Source organism: Thioalkalivibrio sp. ALE19, from assembly GCF_000428605.1.
Lineage (GTDB): Bacteria > Pseudomonadota > Gammaproteobacteria > Ectothiorhodospirales > Ectothiorhodospiraceae > Thioalkalivibrio.
The window spans coordinates 40,568-57,321 of sequence record NZ_AUAG01000004.1 but is presented as its reverse complement, the minus strand read 5'-3'; the positions used below and the strand labels follow the sequence as shown (position 1 = coordinate 57,321).

Genomic DNA, 16,754 nt, shown 5'->3' with positions numbered 1-16,754 from the left:
AGCAGCCATGGGTAACCGGATCCTTCTGGTCGAGGACAACGAGATGAACCGCGACATGCTTTCGCGGCGCCTGACCCGCAAGGGCTTCGAGGTGACCACTGCCGAGGACGGCGCCACGGGCGTGCAGCTGGCCCGGGACGAACGCCCCGATCTGATCCTGATGGACATGAGCCTGCCGGTGATGGATGGCTGGGAAGCCAGCCGGACGCTCAAGGGGGAGGCGGATACGGCCGTCATCCCGATCATCGCCCTCACGGCGCATGCGATGACCGGCGATCGCGAGAAGGCCCTGGAGGCCGGCTGCGATGACTTCGACACCAAGCCGGTGGAGCTCCCGCGTCTGCTGGAGAAGATCCACGCCCATCTGGATGGAACCGGGGCCTCGGCATGAGTGGCGGGTCCGGTCCGGATGTCCGCCAGGCCTCCAGCCATGCCGATGATCCGCAGGAGGCCATCGCCGAGGTAGCTGCCGGACTCGATGCGTCCGACGCCTCGGTGGTCTTTCTCTTCTGCTCCGCGCGCTACGACCGCAACGCCCTCGGCCGGGCGATTGCCGGGGCGTTTCCCGACCGTCCGGTGGTGGCCTGCACCACGGCCGGTGAACTTAGCGGCTCCACGGGCTATGTGGCCGGCAGCGTGACCGGGGCCTCGATCCGCTCGCCGCGTCTGCGGGTGGCCACCCGGCTGATCGCGCCGCTGGAGGGGTTTGACGCGAATCGGTCCACCGAAACCGTTCAGACGCTGGTGGACGAGGTGGCCACGGACGGCCTCGACCCGGAACGCCAGTTCGCACTGCTGCTGATCGACGGCCTGTCCATGCAGGAGGAGGCCGTGGCCGCCACGCTGCATGGCAGTCTTCACGGAGTGGGCCTGTTCGGTGGTTCGGCGGGTGACGAAATGCGCTTCGAGGGTACCGCGGTGTATCACGACGGGGCCTTCCACGAGGGCGCGGCGGTCGTTGCGATGTTCGATTCCGGCCATCCGTTCCATCTGTTCCGGTTTCAGCATTTCGAGCCAACCGACATCCGCATGGTTACGACCGCCGCCGATCCGGCGTCACGCACGGTCCACGAAATCGACGGCATGCCGGCGGCCGAGGCCTACGCGCGTGCGGTGGGGGTGGATCCCGCCGAGCTGGACGGCCATGTGTTCGCGCGCCACCCGGTGATGCTGCGGGTTGGCGGGGAATGGTATGTGCGTTCCATTCAGCAGGCCCTCCCCGATGGCAGTCTCACCTTCTATTGCGCGATCGATGATGGTCTGGTGCTGGCCCTGGGTCGCGGAGTGGACCTGGCCCGGAGCATCCGCGAGAGCTTCGACCGCCTCCGTGAAACCCACGGCGAACCCGGTTTCCTGCTGGCCTGCGACTGCATCTTCCGGCGCATGGAACTGACCGACCTTGATGCCCTGGAGGCCGGTTCCGCGAGCCTTCGCGGCCTGCCGCTGATCGGATTCAACACCTACGGCGAGCAGTTCCGCGGACTGCATGTCAATCAGACCCTGACCGGGGTGATGCTGGGGACCGATGAACGCTGAAAACGACAACCGCATCCGGGAGCTGGAAGCGGAACTCGAGCGCAAGGACCGCATCATCGCCGCGCTGATGCGCCGCGTGGAACGCGCGGTGGACGATGCGGGCGACAGCTTCTCGCTGTTCGAGCGCAACGCCGCGCTGGAATCCACCGCCCGCGAGCGCATGGTGCAGCTGGAACAGGCCAATCATCGCCTGACGGATTCGGAGGAACGGCTGCGGCGGGTCTTCGACAACGTCCAGGAGATCCTCTTCGAGACCGACGGCGAGCGGCGGATCGTGATGCTCAACCCGGCCTGGGAACGCATTACGGGGATTCCGGCCGCCCGCTGTCTGGGGCGCGACTGGATCGAGATCCTGCATCCGGAGGACCGCGACAAGGGGCTGGCCCGCTGTGCGCCGTTCATGGAAGGCAGCACCGCGGACTGCACCGAGACCCTGCGCATCACCTGCGAGGACGGCAGCGTGCGCTGGATGGACGTGCGCATGGCGCGGTCGACCGACCGCGACGGGAACACGGTGGGGACCATCGGCACCATGGCCGACGTGACCCGTCAGCATGAAGCGGTGGAACAGATCCGCCAGGCGCGGGAGGCCGCCGAGGCCGCCAATCAGGCCAAGAGCGCCTTCCTCGCCAACATGAGCCATGAACTGCGCACTCCGCTGAACGCCATCATCGGTTACGCCGAAATCCTCAGTGAGGAGGCCGGGGATGCGGGTGTCGGCGAGCTCGCCGGTGACGCGGACAAGATCATCAGTGCCGGTCGCCATCTGCTGTCCCTGATCAACGACATCCTCGACATCTCCAAGATCGAGGCCGGGCGCATGGATCTCTATCTCGAGGATTTCAGTCTGGCCCCCGAGATTGACCAGGTGCTCGCGACCGTGCGCCCCCTGGTCGAGTCGCGGGGCAACGAGCTGAGGCTCGAGAACGGGACGCGACACGAGACCATCCATGCGGACCTGACCAAGCTGCGGCAGATCCTGTTCAACCTGCTGTCGAATGCCGCCAAGTTCACCGACCATGGCGAGATCCGCCTGGCCGTCCGGGACGGCGAGGATGGTGCGCTCGAGTTCGAAATCCGGGATACCGGGATCGGCATTACCGAGGAGCAGCTCGCGCGCCTGTTCCAGCCGTTCACCCAGGCCGATGCGTCCACCACGCGCAAGTACGGCGGTACGGGCCTCGGACTCTCCCTCAGCCGGCATTTCGCCCGGATGATGGGCGGTGACATCGAGGTCAGCAGCGAACCCGGTGAGGGCTCGACCTTCGTGGTGCGCCTGCCGCTGCAGGGTGAGGTACCCGAAGCCGGCCGGGATGCCTCCGGCTCCGCCGCGGTGGCACCACCGTCCGCGCGAAGCTGCCGCCCCGGGCATGTACTGGTGATCGACGACGATGCCAGCGTGCGCGACCTGATTCGGCGCAGCCTGGCCACGGAAGGCTACCAGGTGACGCTGGCCACCGGGGGCGAGGAAGGGCTGCGCCTGGCCCGCGAGCAGCGCCCGGACCTGATCACCCTGGACGTGATGATGCCCGCCATGGACGGCTGGGCGGTGATGACCGCGCTGAAAAACGACCCCGACACCCGCGACATCCCGGTCATCATGCTCAGCATGCTGCGCGACCGGGACATGGGGTTCATGCTGGGGGCGGCCGACTATGTCACCAAGCCCGTAGAACGGCATTACCTCCTCGAGGCCGTCGGGCGGCAGATGCCCCCGCCCTGCGCCTGGGGCGCAACCCCGGAGACCTGCGAACGATCGCCGGGCTGCGGCTGTACCTGCACGGTCCTGGTGGTCGAGGACGATGCCGAGACCCGCGAAATGATCCGTCGCCAGCTCGACTGCGAGGGCAGCCGGGTCATCGAGGCCGAGGATGGCCAGGCGGGGCTGTCCCGCCTCGAAGAGCGGGACGGCCGGGTCGACCTCATCCTGCTCGACCTGATGCTCCCGGGCATGGATGGTTTCGCCTTCCTCGACCAGCTGCAGCGTCACGAGCGCTGGGGGGAGATTCCGGTGCTGGTGCTTACTGCCCGGGATCTTTCCGCCGCGGAACGCGGCCGGCTTCTCGAGCGGGTAGAAGATATCTTCCAGAAGGGCGCCGTCAGCCGTGACGACCTGCTGGCGGCCATCCATTCCCACGTCGACCGCCATGCCTCCGCCAGCAACACGGATCTCGGGTAATGAACGCGGCGAACACCAATATCCGTCATGACCTGCGCACGCCGGTGAACCACATCATCGGTTACGCCGAGATGGTCCAGGAAGACCTGGAGGATGCCGGCATCGATGGTGGTTCGGGGCAGCAGTTGAGCGCCCTGGTGCAGAAGGCCCACGAGCTCCTCGAACAGGTCAATCGCATTCGCACCCCGGAGGAAGGCGGGCCGCCGCTGGAAGACCAGTTTGCCGAATGGACCGACGTGCTGTCCGAGCTGACCCGGCTGCATTCCGATGTCCGCGCCGCAGTTCCGGAGGCCGGGGCCGGGAGCCTGCACGGAGATCTCGACAAGATCGGAGACGCCATCAACCATCTGGCCGATATGGTGCGTGCCGGCAGTCGTACGCGTCTTGCCGATCCCGATCCCGATCCCGATCCTGGCCCCGAGGCCTCCGGGCCCGGCGATGCCACGGGCGCTTCATCCGACGCCCCGCCCGGGGAAGCGCCGGAAGACGCGCCGCGGATCCTGGTGGTCGACGACAATCGTTCCAACCTCGAGATTCTCGCCCGGCGTCTGGAGCGCGAGGGGTATCGCGTGTCGGCGGTGACCAGCGGCTTCCACGCCCTGGCCCGGCTGGGTGATGAAAACTTCGACCTGATCCTGCTGGACGTGGTCATGCCGGACATGGATGGCCAGGAGGTCCTGGACCGGGTGCGCCGCAAGTACGGCCCGACCGAATTGCCGGTGATCATGGTGACCGGACTGTACAACAGCGACAGCATCGTCCAGGCGCTCAATGCCGGGGCCAATGACTACATCACCAAACCGGTGGACTTCCCCGTGGCCCTGGCGCGCATCCGCACGCATCTCCAGCTGGGCGAGCTGGCGCGTGATCTGGCCGCGGCCAACGAGCGGCTGTTCCGGTATTCCTACATGGACGGTCTGACTGCGATCCCCAATCGGCGGCATTTCGACGAACACTATGCCCGCGAGTGGGATCGTGCCCGGCGGGAGTCGCTGCCCATTGCCGTGGTCCTGATGGACATTGACTACTTCAAGCCCTTCAACGACTACTACGGCCATGAGGCCGGTGACCGGGTCCTCAAGGAAGTGGGGCGCGCCCTGGACGCGACCCCGCGGCGCAGTTCCGATCTGGTCGCCCGCTACGGCGGCGAGGAATTCGTGGCGGTGCTCCCGGGTGCGGAACCGAGCGATGCCCGCGACTTCGCCGAGCGCCTGCGGGCGTCGGTGGAGGCCCTAGGGCTGGAACACAGCCAGTCCGGTGCTGCCGCGCATGTGACGCTGAGCGTGGGCGTCGCCGGGGAGCGGCCGGTCACGGGGGGTGACGAGGCGGACGACCGGCGCCGTCAGCTGCTCCTGCGCGCGGACGAGGCCCTGTACGAGGCGAAAGAAGGCGGGCGGAACCAGGTCCGCTGTGCGCCCGATCCGGCATAGGGGGAGAGGACCGGATCGGGGGGCCCGACTCGTGCCCCCTGCAAACATGCAGGTAAGTTCGCGCGGTTCGGCTGCTACACTTCGGCAAGGCGTCGGCGGCTGCGGGCGACCTGCCACTGAGGGAGAGAAAAAGGGGAATCATGAACGAGACAACCAGTACGACCGGCGTGCGCGAACTCATCGAGCCGGTTTATCGCGGCAAATTCTGGATGCAGCTGATCGGGGTCATGCTGATCCTGTCCGGGGTGCTCACGGCCCTGTCGATCATCGGCATCATCGTGGCCTGGATCCCGATCTGGGCCGGCGTGGTGCTGATGCAGGCCGCCGGCAGTTTCGCCCGCGCCTACGAGCGCGATGACGAGCTGGAGGCGAAGAATGCCATGGGCCGGCTGCGCACCCACTTCACCATCATGGGCGTGCTCCTGCTGGTCTACATCCTGCTGATGGTGCTGGGTTTCCTGTTCGGCATCGGCGCGGGGATGATGGGCATGAGCGAGCTTCAGGGCATGTAACCCGGGCAGTCGGGCCGCCAGCCGCGGCCCATTGCCTTTTGCGGCCCGTCGTCATAGCTTCTCCGGTATGTTCATCGTCCAGAACGGAGGTTCGTGATGACCCGCTCGCCAGCCGTGCTGTTCGCCGTTTCGCTTCTGCTCCCCGTTCCCGCGCTGGCCGGGCCGGATGCCGGTGAGGCGGAAGCCGATGCCTTCACGCGTGCCTACGCGGATTCCTGTCTGAGCGGAGTGAGCGATCTGGAGGCACTGCGGGCCGAACAGGAGGAAGACGATCTGCTGCGTCCGGAGCTGGCCGCGCCGTTTCTGGGCGGACAGGAAGGCGAAGCCTGGCGTCTGGAGTCCGAGGCCGGGCGTCTCGTGCTGGCCCTTCCCGAGGGTGACACGTTCTGTGCTGTGCACGCGCGTCGCGCCGATATCGAGCATGCGCACGAGGCGTTCGTGCGTCTGATCTCGGAGGCCCCCGACCCGATCGAGGCCCGTGAGGTCCGCGATGACACCCGGGAGGTGCCGGGGCGCGGCCCGACGCGTACCGTATCCTGGGAATGGGCGGTGCCCGAAGCCCCTCTCAAGCAGCTGTTCACCCTGAGCCTGGCCCCGGCCGACGATGACGGCCGGGGCCAGCTGATGGGGTCGGCGGCCCTGGTGACCGCGGACGACGACTGATTCGCTCCGGGGCCGTTGCTCACCCCGGGGCACACTGGCAACACCCACTAAAGAAGGGAGTCATTATGGCAAGTGGACTGGCGAAGGCCGGCGTGGCCGTCGGTGTTGTGGTACTCGGCGGAGCGGCCTGGGCGGGCGGTGACCGTCTGGTTCAGGCGCAGGCGCAGAACAGCCTGCAGGAGGCGCTCGACCGCTTCGAGGCGGATGCCGCGGCGGTGGACGAGTTCGACGTGATCCGGCTCGCATATGACCGGGATGCCGGGACGGTCGATTATCGCTTCCGCTACCGCCCGGAGTCCGACAACCCGCTGCACGAGCCGCTGGCGGAGCTGCAGGGCACGCCGGAGCCGAGCGTGAGTGCCAGTGGTCGCATGGAGGTCGAGGATTACGGCCTCGCCCGCTGGGTCAGCGGCCAGCCGTTCCGCGCGGCCGGTACGCTGCCGTGGGCCGAGGCGGTGGCGGCCGACCTGCCCGCACTGGAGCAGGATCACTGGGCCACGCTGGAGGTCGCTCATCGCCCCGGGGGCGACACCCGCATCCATCTGCAGGGCACCGGTTATGACGGCGATCTGCTGATGGCCGGCCAGCATCGCATCGGCGAGCTGTCCTGGGACGCCTGGGAGGCCTCCGCACAGATCGCGGGCGAGGCTGGTCTGCAGGCGCTGCACGCCGAGCTGCCCCGGGCCTGGGTCGGCGTGCCGGGCGAGGTGGATCTGCGGATCGACGGCCTGCGCATGCGCGGCGACAACCTGGTCATCGTCGACTCGCTGCTGGTGGAAGGCGATTCCGAACTCGCGCTGGACGGGATCGAGGGTGAGTTCGACGACGAGTCTTTCCGCATGCGCGACCTGCGTCTGGCGGGGGTGACCCGCGAGACCGACGGCCGTTCGCGCAGTGACCTGAGTCTGGAGCTGGGCGAGACCCGGGCGGAAGGCCTGACCGGTCTGCAGCAGTTCCGCGCCGAGCTGCATCTGGACCTCGATGCCGCCGCCGTCCGCGAGGCCGGGCGTCTGGGCCGCGAGGTCGAAGCCGGCCTGCACGCGCTGGAGGATGTGGACGCCCTGTATCAGCAGTGGCTGATGGATACCGCCTCGCAGGGCGCCGCCCTGGAGCTGCGGGAACTGCGGGTGGTGGACGCCCGGGGCGATGCCCTGGACGGCAGCCTGACGCTGCGGGCCGGGGAGATCCCGCCGGCCGCCTGGCAGGGCCCGGGATTGCTGGAGTATCTGTCGGGTTCGTTGCAGGCGGGCGTGGACCGGGGACTGATCCGCACCTCGGTGCGCGAGGACATGGCCCTGCGTGAGCCGCATCGGCCGGCGGCGGAGGTGGATCGCGAGGCCGAGGAGATCGTGGCCATGCTGATACAGGGCGCGCGCGAGTTCCCGCTGTTCACGGTGGAGGATGACCGGGTCCGGCTGGACGTCGAGGTCGCCGAGGGCATGATCGTGGTCGATGGCGAGCCGATGATGGCGGTCACCGACCTGATGATGCTGCTGCAGGGATAGCGGTCAGGCGATCTGGTATTTCTTCATGCGGTAGAGCAGGGTGTCGCGGGTCAGCCCCAGCAGGCGGGCGGCCCGCGACCGGTTGCCGGCGGTCTGTTCCAGGGCCTGGCGGATCAGGTCCATCTCCAGGCGCTCCAGGCTGAGCCCTCCCGGCGGGATCACGAACGGCCCGCCGGCCTGGTCCTGCGGGGTCTGCAGCCAGGCATCGGGCAGATCGCCCGGGTTGACCTCGGCACCGCTCATGAAGATTACGCAGCGCTCGACCAGGTTCTTCAGCTCGCGCACGTTGCCGGGCCAGGGCCACTGGCCGAGCCAGCGCAGCAGTGCGGGCGTGAACCGCGGCGGTTCCACGCCGTGGTGTTCCGCCAGTGTGACGCGAAAGTGTTCGGCCAGACGGCGCACGTCTCCCTGGCGGCTGCGCAGCGGCGGCATCTCCAGCGGCACCACCTGCAGGCGATAGTACAGGTCGGCGCGGAAACGCCCGTCGGCCACGCGCTGCTGCAGATCCTGGTGGGTCGCGGCGATCACGCGAACGTCGATCTGTTCCGCCTCGGCCGCGCCCAGCGGCTGGCATTCCCCGTTTTCCAGAAAGCGCAGCAGCTTGGCCTGGGCCCCGGCCGGGAGTTCGGCGATCTCGTCGAGCAGCAGCGTGCCGCCATGTGCCTGGCGCACCAGCCCCGGTTGATGGTCGTTCGCGCCGGTGAAGGCCCCGCGGCGGTGGCCGAACAGCTCGGACTCGACCAGCTCTTCGGGCAGGGCCGCGCAGTTCACCGTGATCAGCGGTCCGTCCGGGCGCCGGCTGCGGGCATGGATGTGGCGCGCCAGATGTTCCTTGCCGGTCCCACTCTCGCCCAGCACCAGCACCGTGGCATCGGTGGCCGCCACCATGCTGGCCTGACGCAGCACGGCCTGCAGCTCGGGCGAGCTCCCAACGAAATGTTCGGCGGTATTTTCTGATTCGACCAACATCTCCTCCCGGCCGCCAGGCGCTTGCCGCATGACTGCATAGCCTGCCCCAGAGTCCGTGCCCGGGCAAGGGAATCCGTCCGCGTCCGGTTCGCAACTGCGGCGTTTCACCCCTCCGCTGTGGCAAATCCCGCACCGGCCCCGGGGGCTGCCGTGTATGCGTGGCGGTTCCGGCCACCTCCGGTGGTGCTCCCAATGGTGCTTCGGGCGCCGCAGTCCGCCATTCCGGTTTCCCGTTCTCCGTTCGTGCCCGTATCTGGCCCGGCGCTTGCTCGCGAGTCGGTCGCACGACGCCAATGACAAGAACAAGGACGGAGAGAAATCATGAAGCATTCGCATGGATTCCGGTGCCGCTGGATCCCCCTGGCGATCGCCGGTGCCGCGGCCGCGCCCGTGGCGGCCGAAGGGCCTTCTGCGCCGCAGGCCGGGGACCCGGCGCGGCTGGCCCCGGTGGTGGTAACGGTTCCCGCCATGGAGGGGCCCGGGCGGATCAGTACCGATCCGCGCCAGCCCCGACTTCCGTTGCCGGCGCATGATGGCGGGGCGTATCTGGCCTCCATCCCCGGATTCGTGACCAGTCGCAAGGGCGGTACCAGTGGCGATCCGGCCCTGCGAGGCCTGGGAGGCTCGCGACTGTCGCTGCTGCTGGACGACGATCCGGTGCTGGGCGGCTGTGGCGGGCGCATGGACCCGCCCACCGCGTATGCCTATCCGCAGGCCTTTGACCGCATCGAGGTGAGCAAGGGTCCGCAGAGCGTGCGGCATGGTGCCGTGTCGGGCGGTACGGTGCGTTTCGAGCGGGACGCGCCGGTGTTCACGGAGGCCGGGGAGGTCACCGGATTCGCGGGCCTGACCGTCGGGCGTTTCGATCGCACCGACCTGGTGGCGGACGTGGCGACCGGGTCCTCCGCGGGCTATTTGCGTGCCATCGGCACCTTCTCGGATCAGGACGACTACCGCGACGGCGATGGCAACGAGGTCCACTCTCGGTATTCCCGCTGGAGTGGCACCGGGATCGCCGGCTGGCGCCCTGACGAGCAGACCCTCATTGAGTTCACGTATGACCGTTCCGACGCCGAGGCCGCTTACGACGACCGTGGCATGGACGGCGTGCGCTTCGACCGCACCGGCTACAGCCTTGCGCTTACCCGCGATGATCTCGCGCCCTGGTTCGAGACCCTGGAGGCGCGGGTCTTCCGCAACGAGATCGACCATGTGATGGACAACTACACCCTGCGGGAGCCTCCGGGCATGCCCATGGTCAGCTACCCCGAACGCATCACCGAAGGGGCGCGGGTGGCCGGGGATTTCCGGCTGCCGCGGGACATGGCCCTGCACGCCGGGTTCGATTACAGCCGCAACCGCCACAGCGGGAACCGCCTGATGGGGCCGGACGCCTTCGGGTGGCGCGATGTCGCCCGCGAGGATACCGCGCGATTCCGCGACGCAGGGGTGTTCGGCGAACTCGAGATCCCGCTGGATGCGCGGCGCCGCGTGGTGAGCGGCCTGCGGGTTGACCGGACCCGGGCCGAGGCGCAGCGCGACGGCTTTGGTGGCGCCAGCGACGGCGACCGCGAGCGCGCGACCGCCACCAGCGGTTTCCTGCGCTATGAACAGGAGCAGGCGCAGCGGCCGCTGGCCTGGCACGTCGGTGTCGGGCGTTCGGAGCGTGCGGCGGATTTCTGGGAGCGCCGGCGGGTGTTCGATCTGGATACCGAGGTCCTGACCCAGCTGGATGCGGGCATTGCCTGGAGCGGGCCGCGCCTCCGAGCCTCGCTGTCCGGTTTCTACGGCGAGTTCGACGACTACATCCTGGTGGCGCAGCCCGGGGATCGCACGCGCAACGTGGATGCGCGGACCTGGGGCTTTGAAGCGGACGCCGCTTGGGAACTGACGTCGGCGTGGACCGTGAACGCGAGTGCCGCCTGGGTGCGCTCGGAGAACACCACGGACGACGTGCCCCTGGCGCAGACCCCGCCGGCGGAGGCAACGCTGGGCGCGGAGTATGCGTCGGGGACGTATTTCGGCGGGCTTCAGGTCCGCGGCGTGATGCGTCAGGACCGCATCCACGAGGATCACGGTACGATCTACAGCCTGGACACCGGAGAGACCTCGGGCTTTGCCACCGTCGCGCTGTACGGCGGGGTGGAGCTGTTCGGGAACTCGCAGCTGACCGTGGGCGTGGACAACCTGTTCGATCGCACCTACAGCGAGCATATCCAGCGCGGCAGTGCCGAACTGGGAGCGGCCACCCGGCCGGTCAACGAACCCGGGCGTACCGTCTGGGCCCAGTGGAACGTGGAATTCTGAGAGAGGGAGACATAAGCAATGACCAACATCTCGCAATATCAACGCCCCGGGCGGCTGGCCCTGGCCGGTGCCGTATTCCTGGCACTGGCTGCCACCGGCGTGACGGCCGGAGAACATGCGCATGGCGCGGACGAGACCTTCGCCTGCGACTGTCCGGAGGGCCTGGAAATCGTGTCCGAGCCCTGGGTGCGCATGATGCCGCCGGGCATGGGCTCGACCGCGGCGTATCTGACCCTTGCCAACCATACCGACGAGGACATCGAGCTGGTCCGGGGCGAATCGCCGGTCGCCGGGGTCACCGAGCTGCACGACCACGTGCAGGATGACGCGGGCGTGATGCGCATGCGCGAGGTCGAGGCCATCACCATCCCGGCCGGCGGGAAGACCGCGCTGGAGCCGGGTGGCCTGCACGTGATGCTGATCGATCTGCATGAACCGCTGGAGCGGGATCAGCGTGTGTCGGTCACCCTGGAGACGGCCGCGGGCGAAACCGCGCGCTTCGAGGCCACGGTGCGCGATGGTGGCGGGTCGCGCCATGGCCACGGATCCGGCCACCACGGGCACTGAGGATTGATCCAGATCGTTGTGACCCTCCGGGGGGTGCGGGCATACTCCATCCCGTATGTCCATTCACGGGGGGAGCATGAACGAGCATTCCGAGGGACGGGGCGAGGGCCGCGACCGTAACGGCCCGCAGGGCACCATGCTGTTTCAGCGCGGCGAACTGCCCGAGGCCCCGCCGGAGCCCGCCGGCACCGAGGTCGAGGAGAGTGACCTGCCGGTGCTGGTGGGGGTCGCCGAGCCGTTCAAGCAGCAACGCCTGCTCATGCGCCCCGGCCGCCATTCGCTGGGGCGTCAGTCCGACAACGACATCGTCCTGCAGGAGCCGAGCGTGTCCTCCCAGCACGCCTGGGTCATCAACGAGGACGGCGAATGCCGGGTGATGAACCTGCTCTCCACCAATGGCACCTGGGTCAACGGCGAGCGGGTGCACGAGGCCACGCTCAGGGAGGGCGACCGCGTGCGCTTCGGCGGGGCCGAATTCGTGTTTCATCACCGGGATCATGCCGGGGCCGGTCTGCCCCTGGCCGGCCGCCGTCCGCGCTGGCGGGCCTGGCTGGCGGGCGGTGCCGCGGTGCTGGTGGTGGCGGTGCTGGTACGGATCGGGCTGGAGGTCCTGGCCTGATTCATGCGGCGCTTCGGCCGGTACGAAGTAGGGGAGGAGCTGGGCCGCGGCGCGATGGCGACGGTCCATCAGGGGTATGACCCGCAGATCCGGCGGACCCTGGCCATCAAGATCCTGCATGACGACTACGCCTGCGATCCGGAATACCGCCAGCGCTTCCTGACCGAGGCCCGTGCCGCGGGTACGCTGACCCACCCGGGTATTGTCACGGTCTTCGACGTGGGCGAAGCCGAGGGCCGGCCGTTCATCGCCATGGAGCTGGTGGAGGGGCAGACGCTGGATGCCTACGCCGAACAGTTCCGTCCGCTGCTGCTGCGCAATTTTCTCAAGGTGGCGCAGCAGCTGGCCGAGGCGCTGGACTATGCTCACCGCCATGGCGTGATCCACCGGGACATCAAGCCGGAAAACATCCTCGTCACCAGTGCCACGGTCAACATCAAGGTGATGGATTTCGGCATTGCCGAGACTTTGTTCGACCCCGAATGGCGCGCCGAGGACCACACCGCGTCGGCCGGGACCCCCCATTACATGGCCCCCGAGCTGATCCGCGGCGGTGATGCCGATGGTCGCAGCGATCTGTGGTCGATGGGCGTGGTGCTGTACGAACTGCTCACCGGGCATCGGCCGTTTCTCGATGGCGAGGCCGGTCGGGTCCTGCAGCGGGTCCTGGAAGAGCCGGTGCCGGAACCACGGCCGATCATCCGCGACTGCCCGGAAGACCTGGTCGCGGTGGTGCGCCGGCTGCTGGAACGCGACCCGTCCCGGCGGTATCAGTCGGCCGCCGAGCTGCTGGTGGATCTGCAGCGCATCGAGGACGAGCGCGCCGAACGCGAACGCGCCGGTGCGGGGCGCCGCATCGTGCCCCTGCGCCTGCGCTGGACCGCGGTGATGGGGGCTCTGGTCGCGGTCACCCTGGCGGTGGGTGCCTTCCTGGTGCAGCAGAAACAGAACGAGGTGATGACCGACCTCGCTTTCGATTACGGCTCCACGCTCGCGGGCACCATCGCGGTGGAGAGCGCCGAGGATCTGCTGCTGGAGGATTCCATCGCGATGCAGGCGCGCCTGCGCGACATGCAGGCCAATCGCGAGATCGAACTGCTGTCCGTTAGCGACCGGCACGGACGTATCGTCGCCAGCTCCGACCCGGACGCGCTGGGCGAGCCGCGCAACGAACCGCCGGCCGAGGATCTTCTGCTCTCGCGCGACGGGCGCACGGTATGGTCCACCGCCGGTCCGGACGGCAACGACGTGTTCCTGTTCGAGGCGCCGGTGCGGTTCCAGGATTTCGAACTGGGACATCTGCAGGTGGCGCTCAGTACCTCTTCGCTGCAGGAAGCGGGGCGCACCACCATGATGGCGCTGCTCATGCTGACGGTGGTGACCGTGCTGGCGGTGCTGCTGGGCGTCTATGTCTTTGCCCGGCGCCTGCAGGTGCCGATGGAAACCCTGCGCGGCGCGCTGGACCAGATCGCTCAGGGGCGGCTGGATACCCGTATCCGGGTGCGGCGGCGGGACGACTTCGAACGCGTATTCTCCGCCTACAACGCCATGGCGGATTCGCTGGAAGCGCGGGTCAAGCGGGCGGCTGCGGACCCGGCGCCGTCGGGGCACAAGGACGATGCCTCCGCCACGCGGACCATGCCGGTGGCTCCACCGGAACGGCCGCCCGGCGCGGACCCGGGCGGCGACGAACGCAGCGGATAGTCCGCCGCGGTCCGGCCGGTTACTCCATGTTCTCCAGGCGCCGCTGCAGCTCGCGGGCGCGCAGGCGATAGCCTTCCGCCGCGTCGAAGTCGGGATCGAGCTCGAGCGCGGCATCCCACAGCTCAATGGCCCGCTCGAGTTCCTGGTTGCGGTAGTGGACGATCGCGGCGGAGTGCAGGGTCTCCGCTTCCGCGCGCCGCAGACGCGCCAGTTCGGTTCGTGCCGGTTCGCGCCCGGGTTCCGCCTCGAGTGCGCGTTCCAGCCAGTCCCTGGCCGCGTCCGCGTCGCCCCGGTCTCGCGCATCCAGGCCGCGCCGTTCGTAATGGGCCGCCGCGGCCTCCCGTTCCAGCGGGTCGAGCCAGTCGTCCCAGGCCTCCCCGGGGGCGGCCTCCCGGGCGGCCCGTGCGGTCTCGTAGGCCGCTTCGTGACGCCCGGCGTCGAGGTCGGCGCGGATGGTCATGCGGTAGGACTCCCCGCGTTCGCCCGAGCCGTCTTCCGCGCCTGCGTCCAGGGCCTGCAGCTGCTCGTCGAGATCGGGGGTGACACCGGGCTCGCCGCCGTCCTGCGGGTCGGCGGGCGGGGGAACGCGCAGCTGCTGACCGACGGTCAGGTGCTTCGGCCGCCGGATGTCGTTGAGCCGAGCCAGGATCACGAACTGCGTGGCGTCGCCGGTGTAGCGCCTGGCGATCAGACCCAGGGTGTCCCCCGCCTCCACGGTATGCCGGGTCTCGCCGTCGGCGAGCAGCGTTTCCGGGTCCTCCTTGAGCTGACGTTGCAGCGAGCGCGCGGTGGGGTCCTCGGGGCGGGATTCCCGGAACTGCTCCAGCATGGCCTCCGCCCGGTCCCATTCGCCTGCCTGCAGCCGGTTCAGGATGCCCGCAAGGGTCGGCGGCGAGGCGCGTTCTTCGTCCGACCGGGCTGCTTCCGGCGGTTCATCCGTCGCTTGCGGGTCCCGGGTCGGTTCCGGGTCTGCGTCCGGTTCCTGTTCCAGCAGTGCACAGCCGCCCGTCAGGGACAGCAGGGACAGCAGCAACAGCGCGCGGACGAAACGGGAGGGGGGCATCGGGCGATCCATTATGTGAACGGCTTCACTTTTTCTGCAGTATACGGGTTCGGTGATTTCCGCTCATCCGCCGCCGACCGGCCAGAACAGGATCGCCAGCACCGCCAGCAGGATGATCCCGCCCAGCAGCGTCGACGGCACCAGCGACCCGCCCCGATGGCGCAGGCGGTCGAAGCCCCGGGGGGCGCCACTGCGCCAGGCGGCCACGGCGATGTTGTCGCCGCGCGGGCCCCCGCGCCTGGCGGCTACCCGCACCGCCTCGTCGAGCCCGCGGGACAGGTCATCGGACACCAGCAGGCCCGCCATCTCCGCCGGCTCGATCTGTTCCCAGAAACCGTCGGTGCACAGCAGGAACGCGGAGTCCGGATGGCGTTTCGCGTGTCCGTGGTCCAGGCGCAGGCCTCCGGGCATGCCCAGCGCCGCGAGCAGGTGGTTCTGATCCGGGTGGGTGGCCATCTCCTGCTCGCGGATCATTCCGGCCTCGAACAGCTCCTGCACCCGCGAGTGGTCGCGGGTGCGTTCGATCAGGCGCGTGCCACGGAAATGCAGCAGGCGGCTGTCCCCGCAGTGCACCCACCACGCACCGGCCTCATCGACGAACAGCACCACCAGGGTACTCCCGGGCGGGGCGGTGTCGTCGGTGATTTCCGCGCGCAGGGCGTCGTGGGCCGCGCGGGCAACGGTTTCCAGCCAGCGGGCCGGACGCGTGGGCATGCCGTTGCACTGCTCCCAGTGCGCCTCGATGGTGGCGATGGCGGTATGCGAGGCCCAGGCCCCGGCCGCGTGGCCGCCCATGCCGTCGGCGACGGCCAGCAGTGCGCGGCGACCGTCGTCGGAGACCCGGACGGTGACGGCATCCTGCTGTTCGGGGCGCGCCCCGATGTCGCTGGCGGAGGCGGTTTCCATGTCGAGTCCGGCGGGAGGGATGAAGACCCTGCCATGATGCCGGTTTCGGGGATTGCGGGACACCCCCGGGCGGGAGAGTACGGAACGGGTGACACGGCCCCGGTGGCATCCGGGGCCGCGGAGGATCCGGACAGATCCGGGTGGGGGTCAGTCGCTGCGGTGGATCTTGTCGGCGTTCATCTCGCGGCTCCACGGCAGGCCGGAGTTCTGCCAGCCGTTCTTCAGGCGGAAGCCGGCGCGTTCGCCTTCGCTGATGGCGTCGCCCTGGAAGCCGTTGACCACGTAACGGGCGTTGGGAAAGCCGTTCTCGCGCAGGAATGCTGCGCTGGGCTCCCCGCGTTCGCTGCCGGAGCGGCACATGGTGATGATCGTGGCGTCGCGGTCCAGGCCGCGCTCTTCCAGCGCCGCGTCGATCTGGTCGACGAAGTCGGGGTTACGCGAGGGGTTGAAGCGGTTCTTCTCGTCATCCCAGTCGTGGCGGTCCACCAGCAGGAAGGGGATGTTGAGATCGACCTTGTCGGTGAAGCCCACGAACATGATCTCGACCGGGTCGCGGACATCGATGAACAGGATGTCATCGCCGTCTTCCTGCACCAGGTTGTAGGTCGCCTGCGGCGAGATCCCGAATTCGTGGACGTCGTCGGCCACGGCGGTGGCGGGCAGGGCGAGGGCCAGGCCCAGAGTCAGGGCGGCGAGGGTACGCTGCATGCTTCTCTCCAGTATTTATTAGGGAATCCTAATATAAATGCAGCGCCGTGACCCCGGGAAAATGACCCGGCCCCCGAGGGGGTATG

The 16,754-nt window shown here is 68.7% G+C and carries 15 protein-coding genes; 11 read left to right on the top strand and 4 right to left on the bottom strand.

Going from position 1 to position 16,754, the window contains the following annotated elements:
• The first annotated feature begins 7 nt into the window (after nucleotides 1-7).
• From F787_RS0103030 to F787_RS0103000, 7 genes are all read left to right on the top strand, one after another.
• Nucleotides 8-391 (top strand): response regulator, encoded by a 384-nt coding sequence (locus F787_RS0103030; RefSeq protein WP_018868837.1) that lies wholly within the window; start codon nucleotides 8-10, stop codon nucleotides 389-391.
• On the top strand, nucleotides 388-1,536 hold the full coding sequence (locus F787_RS0103025; protein WP_028491274.1) for an FIST N-terminal domain-containing protein: 1,149 nt from the start codon (nucleotides 388-390) through the stop codon (nucleotides 1,534-1,536). Before F787_RS0103030 ends, F787_RS0103025 begins: the two co-directional genes overlap by 4 nt.
• Complete coding sequence (locus F787_RS0103020; RefSeq protein ID WP_028491273.1) at nucleotides 1,526-3,715, top strand: response regulator; 2,190 nt, start codon at nucleotides 1,526-1,528, stop codon at nucleotides 3,713-3,715. The genes F787_RS0103025 and F787_RS0103020 overlap by 11 nt, the downstream gene beginning before the upstream one ends.
• On the top strand, nucleotides 3,715-5,145 hold the full coding sequence (locus tag F787_RS0103015) for a diguanylate cyclase (RefSeq protein WP_028491272.1): 1,431 nt from the start codon (nucleotides 3,715-3,717) through the stop codon (nucleotides 5,143-5,145). The genes F787_RS0103020 and F787_RS0103015 overlap by 1 nt, the downstream gene beginning before the upstream one ends.
• A 140-nt stretch (nucleotides 5,146-5,285) precedes the next feature.
• A complete protein-coding gene (locus tag F787_RS0103010) occupies nucleotides 5,286-5,657 on the top strand; it encodes a DUF5362 family protein (RefSeq protein WP_018868833.1) in 372 nt (123 codons plus the stop codon).
• Nucleotides 5,658-5,753: 96 nt separating this feature from the next.
• Nucleotides 5,754-6,320 (top strand): hypothetical protein, encoded by a 567-nt coding sequence (locus tag F787_RS0103005; RefSeq protein ID WP_028491271.1) that lies wholly within the window; start codon nucleotides 5,754-5,756, stop codon nucleotides 6,318-6,320.
• Between the two features lie 65 nt (nucleotides 6,321-6,385).
• The gene (locus F787_RS0103000) at nucleotides 6,386-7,825 is read left to right on the top strand and encodes a DUF945 family protein (protein ID WP_028491270.1); all 1,440 of its coding nucleotides are present in this window, start codon (nucleotides 6,386-6,388) and stop codon (nucleotides 7,823-7,825) included.
• Nucleotides 7,826-7,828: 3 nt separating this feature from the next.
• Here the strand turns inward: F787_RS0103000 and F787_RS0102995 are convergent, their stop codons facing one another.
• Nucleotides 7,829-8,794: a sigma-54-dependent Fis family transcriptional regulator gene (locus F787_RS0102995; protein ID WP_028491269.1), complete on the bottom strand. Its 966-nt coding sequence runs from the start codon at nucleotides 8,792-8,794 to the stop codon at nucleotides 7,829-7,831.
• A gap of 321 nt (nucleotides 8,795-9,115) precedes the next feature.
• On the opposite strand from F787_RS0102995, the gene F787_RS0102990 reads away from it, so the two are divergent.
• The 4 genes from F787_RS0102990 to F787_RS0102975 all read left to right on the top strand — a co-directional run bounded on the left by F787_RS0102990 (nucleotide 9,116) and on the right by F787_RS0102975 (nucleotide 13,991).
• A complete protein-coding gene (locus tag F787_RS0102990) occupies nucleotides 9,116-11,101 on the top strand; it encodes a TonB-dependent copper receptor (protein ID WP_028491268.1) in 1,986 nt (661 codons plus the stop codon).
• 18 nt (nucleotides 11,102-11,119) lie between these two features.
• Nucleotides 11,120-11,668: a copper chaperone PCu(A)C gene (locus F787_RS0102985; RefSeq protein WP_019569379.1), complete on the top strand. Its 549-nt coding sequence runs from the start codon at nucleotides 11,120-11,122 to the stop codon at nucleotides 11,666-11,668.
• Nucleotides 11,669-11,744: 76 nt separating this feature from the next.
• Nucleotides 11,745-12,287: an FHA domain-containing protein gene (locus tag F787_RS0102980; RefSeq protein ID WP_018868827.1), complete on the top strand. Its 543-nt coding sequence runs from the start codon at nucleotides 11,745-11,747 to the stop codon at nucleotides 12,285-12,287.
• Between the two features lie 3 nt (nucleotides 12,288-12,290).
• The gene (locus tag F787_RS0102975; protein WP_019590888.1) at nucleotides 12,291-13,991 is read left to right on the top strand and encodes a serine/threonine-protein kinase; all 1,701 of its coding nucleotides are present in this window, start codon (nucleotides 12,291-12,293) and stop codon (nucleotides 13,989-13,991) included.
• Nucleotides 13,992-14,010: 19 nt separating this feature from the next.
• Here F787_RS0102975 and F787_RS0102970 read toward each other — a convergent pair whose 3' ends face one another.
• The 3 genes from F787_RS0102970 to F787_RS0102960 all read right to left on the bottom strand — a co-directional run bounded on the left by F787_RS0102970 (nucleotide 14,011) and on the right by F787_RS0102960 (nucleotide 16,668).
• Entirely contained in the window at nucleotides 14,011-15,054 is a 1,044-nt protein-coding gene (locus F787_RS0102970) for a LysM peptidoglycan-binding domain-containing protein (protein ID WP_028491267.1), read from the bottom strand.
• A 63-nt stretch (nucleotides 15,055-15,117) separates the two neighbouring features.
• The gene (locus tag F787_RS0102965; RefSeq protein WP_028491266.1) at nucleotides 15,118-15,960 is read right to left on the bottom strand and encodes a PP2C family serine/threonine-protein phosphatase; all 843 of its coding nucleotides are present in this window, start codon (nucleotides 15,958-15,960) and stop codon (nucleotides 15,118-15,120) included.
• Nucleotides 15,961-16,107: 147 nt separating this feature from the next.
• The gene (locus F787_RS0102960) at nucleotides 16,108-16,668 is read right to left on the bottom strand and encodes a rhodanese-like domain-containing protein (RefSeq protein ID WP_018868823.1); all 561 of its coding nucleotides are present in this window, start codon (nucleotides 16,666-16,668) and stop codon (nucleotides 16,108-16,110) included.
• Nucleotides 16,669-16,754 lie beyond the last annotated feature (86 nt).

Coding starts and splice junctions, on each gene's coding strand:
- F787_RS0102970 (WP_028491267.1), bottom strand. CDS start 15,054: ATGCCCCCCTCCCGTTTCGTCCGCGCGCTGTTGCTGCTGTCCCTGCTG.
- F787_RS0103010 (WP_018868833.1), top strand. CDS start 5,286: ATGAACGAGACAACCAGTACGACCGGCGTGCGCGAACTCATCGAGCCG.
- F787_RS0103020 (WP_028491273.1), top strand. CDS start 1,526: ATGAACGCTGAAAACGACAACCGCATCCGGGAGCTGGAAGCGGAACTC.
- F787_RS0103005 (WP_028491271.1), top strand. CDS start 5,754: ATGACCCGCTCGCCAGCCGTGCTGTTCGCCGTTTCGCTTCTGCTCCCC.
- F787_RS0102975 (WP_019590888.1), top strand. CDS start 12,291: ATGCGGCGCTTCGGCCGGTACGAAGTAGGGGAGGAGCTGGGCCGCGGC.
- F787_RS0103000 (WP_028491270.1), top strand. CDS start 6,386: ATGGCAAGTGGACTGGCGAAGGCCGGCGTGGCCGTCGGTGTTGTGGTA.
- F787_RS0103025 (WP_028491274.1), top strand. CDS start 388: ATGAGTGGCGGGTCCGGTCCGGATGTCCGCCAGGCCTCCAGCCATGCC.
- F787_RS0103030 (WP_018868837.1), top strand. CDS start 8: ATGGGTAACCGGATCCTTCTGGTCGAGGACAACGAGATGAACCGCGAC.
- F787_RS0102960 (WP_018868823.1), bottom strand. CDS start 16,668: ATGCAGCGTACCCTCGCCGCCCTGACTCTGGGCCTGGCCCTCGCCCTG.
- F787_RS0102995 (WP_028491269.1), bottom strand. CDS start 8,794: ATGTTGGTCGAATCAGAAAATACCGCCGAACATTTCGTTGGGAGCTCG.
- F787_RS0102985 (WP_019569379.1), top strand. CDS start 11,120: ATGACCAACATCTCGCAATATCAACGCCCCGGGCGGCTGGCCCTGGCC.
- F787_RS0102980 (WP_018868827.1), top strand. CDS start 11,745: ATGAACGAGCATTCCGAGGGACGGGGCGAGGGCCGCGACCGTAACGGC.
- F787_RS0102965 (WP_028491266.1), bottom strand. CDS start 15,960: ATGGAAACCGCCTCCGCCAGCGACATCGGGGCGCGCCCCGAACAGCAG.
- F787_RS0103015 (WP_028491272.1), top strand. CDS start 3,715: ATGAACGCGGCGAACACCAATATCCGTCATGACCTGCGCACGCCGGTG.
- F787_RS0102990 (WP_028491268.1), top strand. CDS start 9,116: ATGAAGCATTCGCATGGATTCCGGTGCCGCTGGATCCCCCTGGCGATC.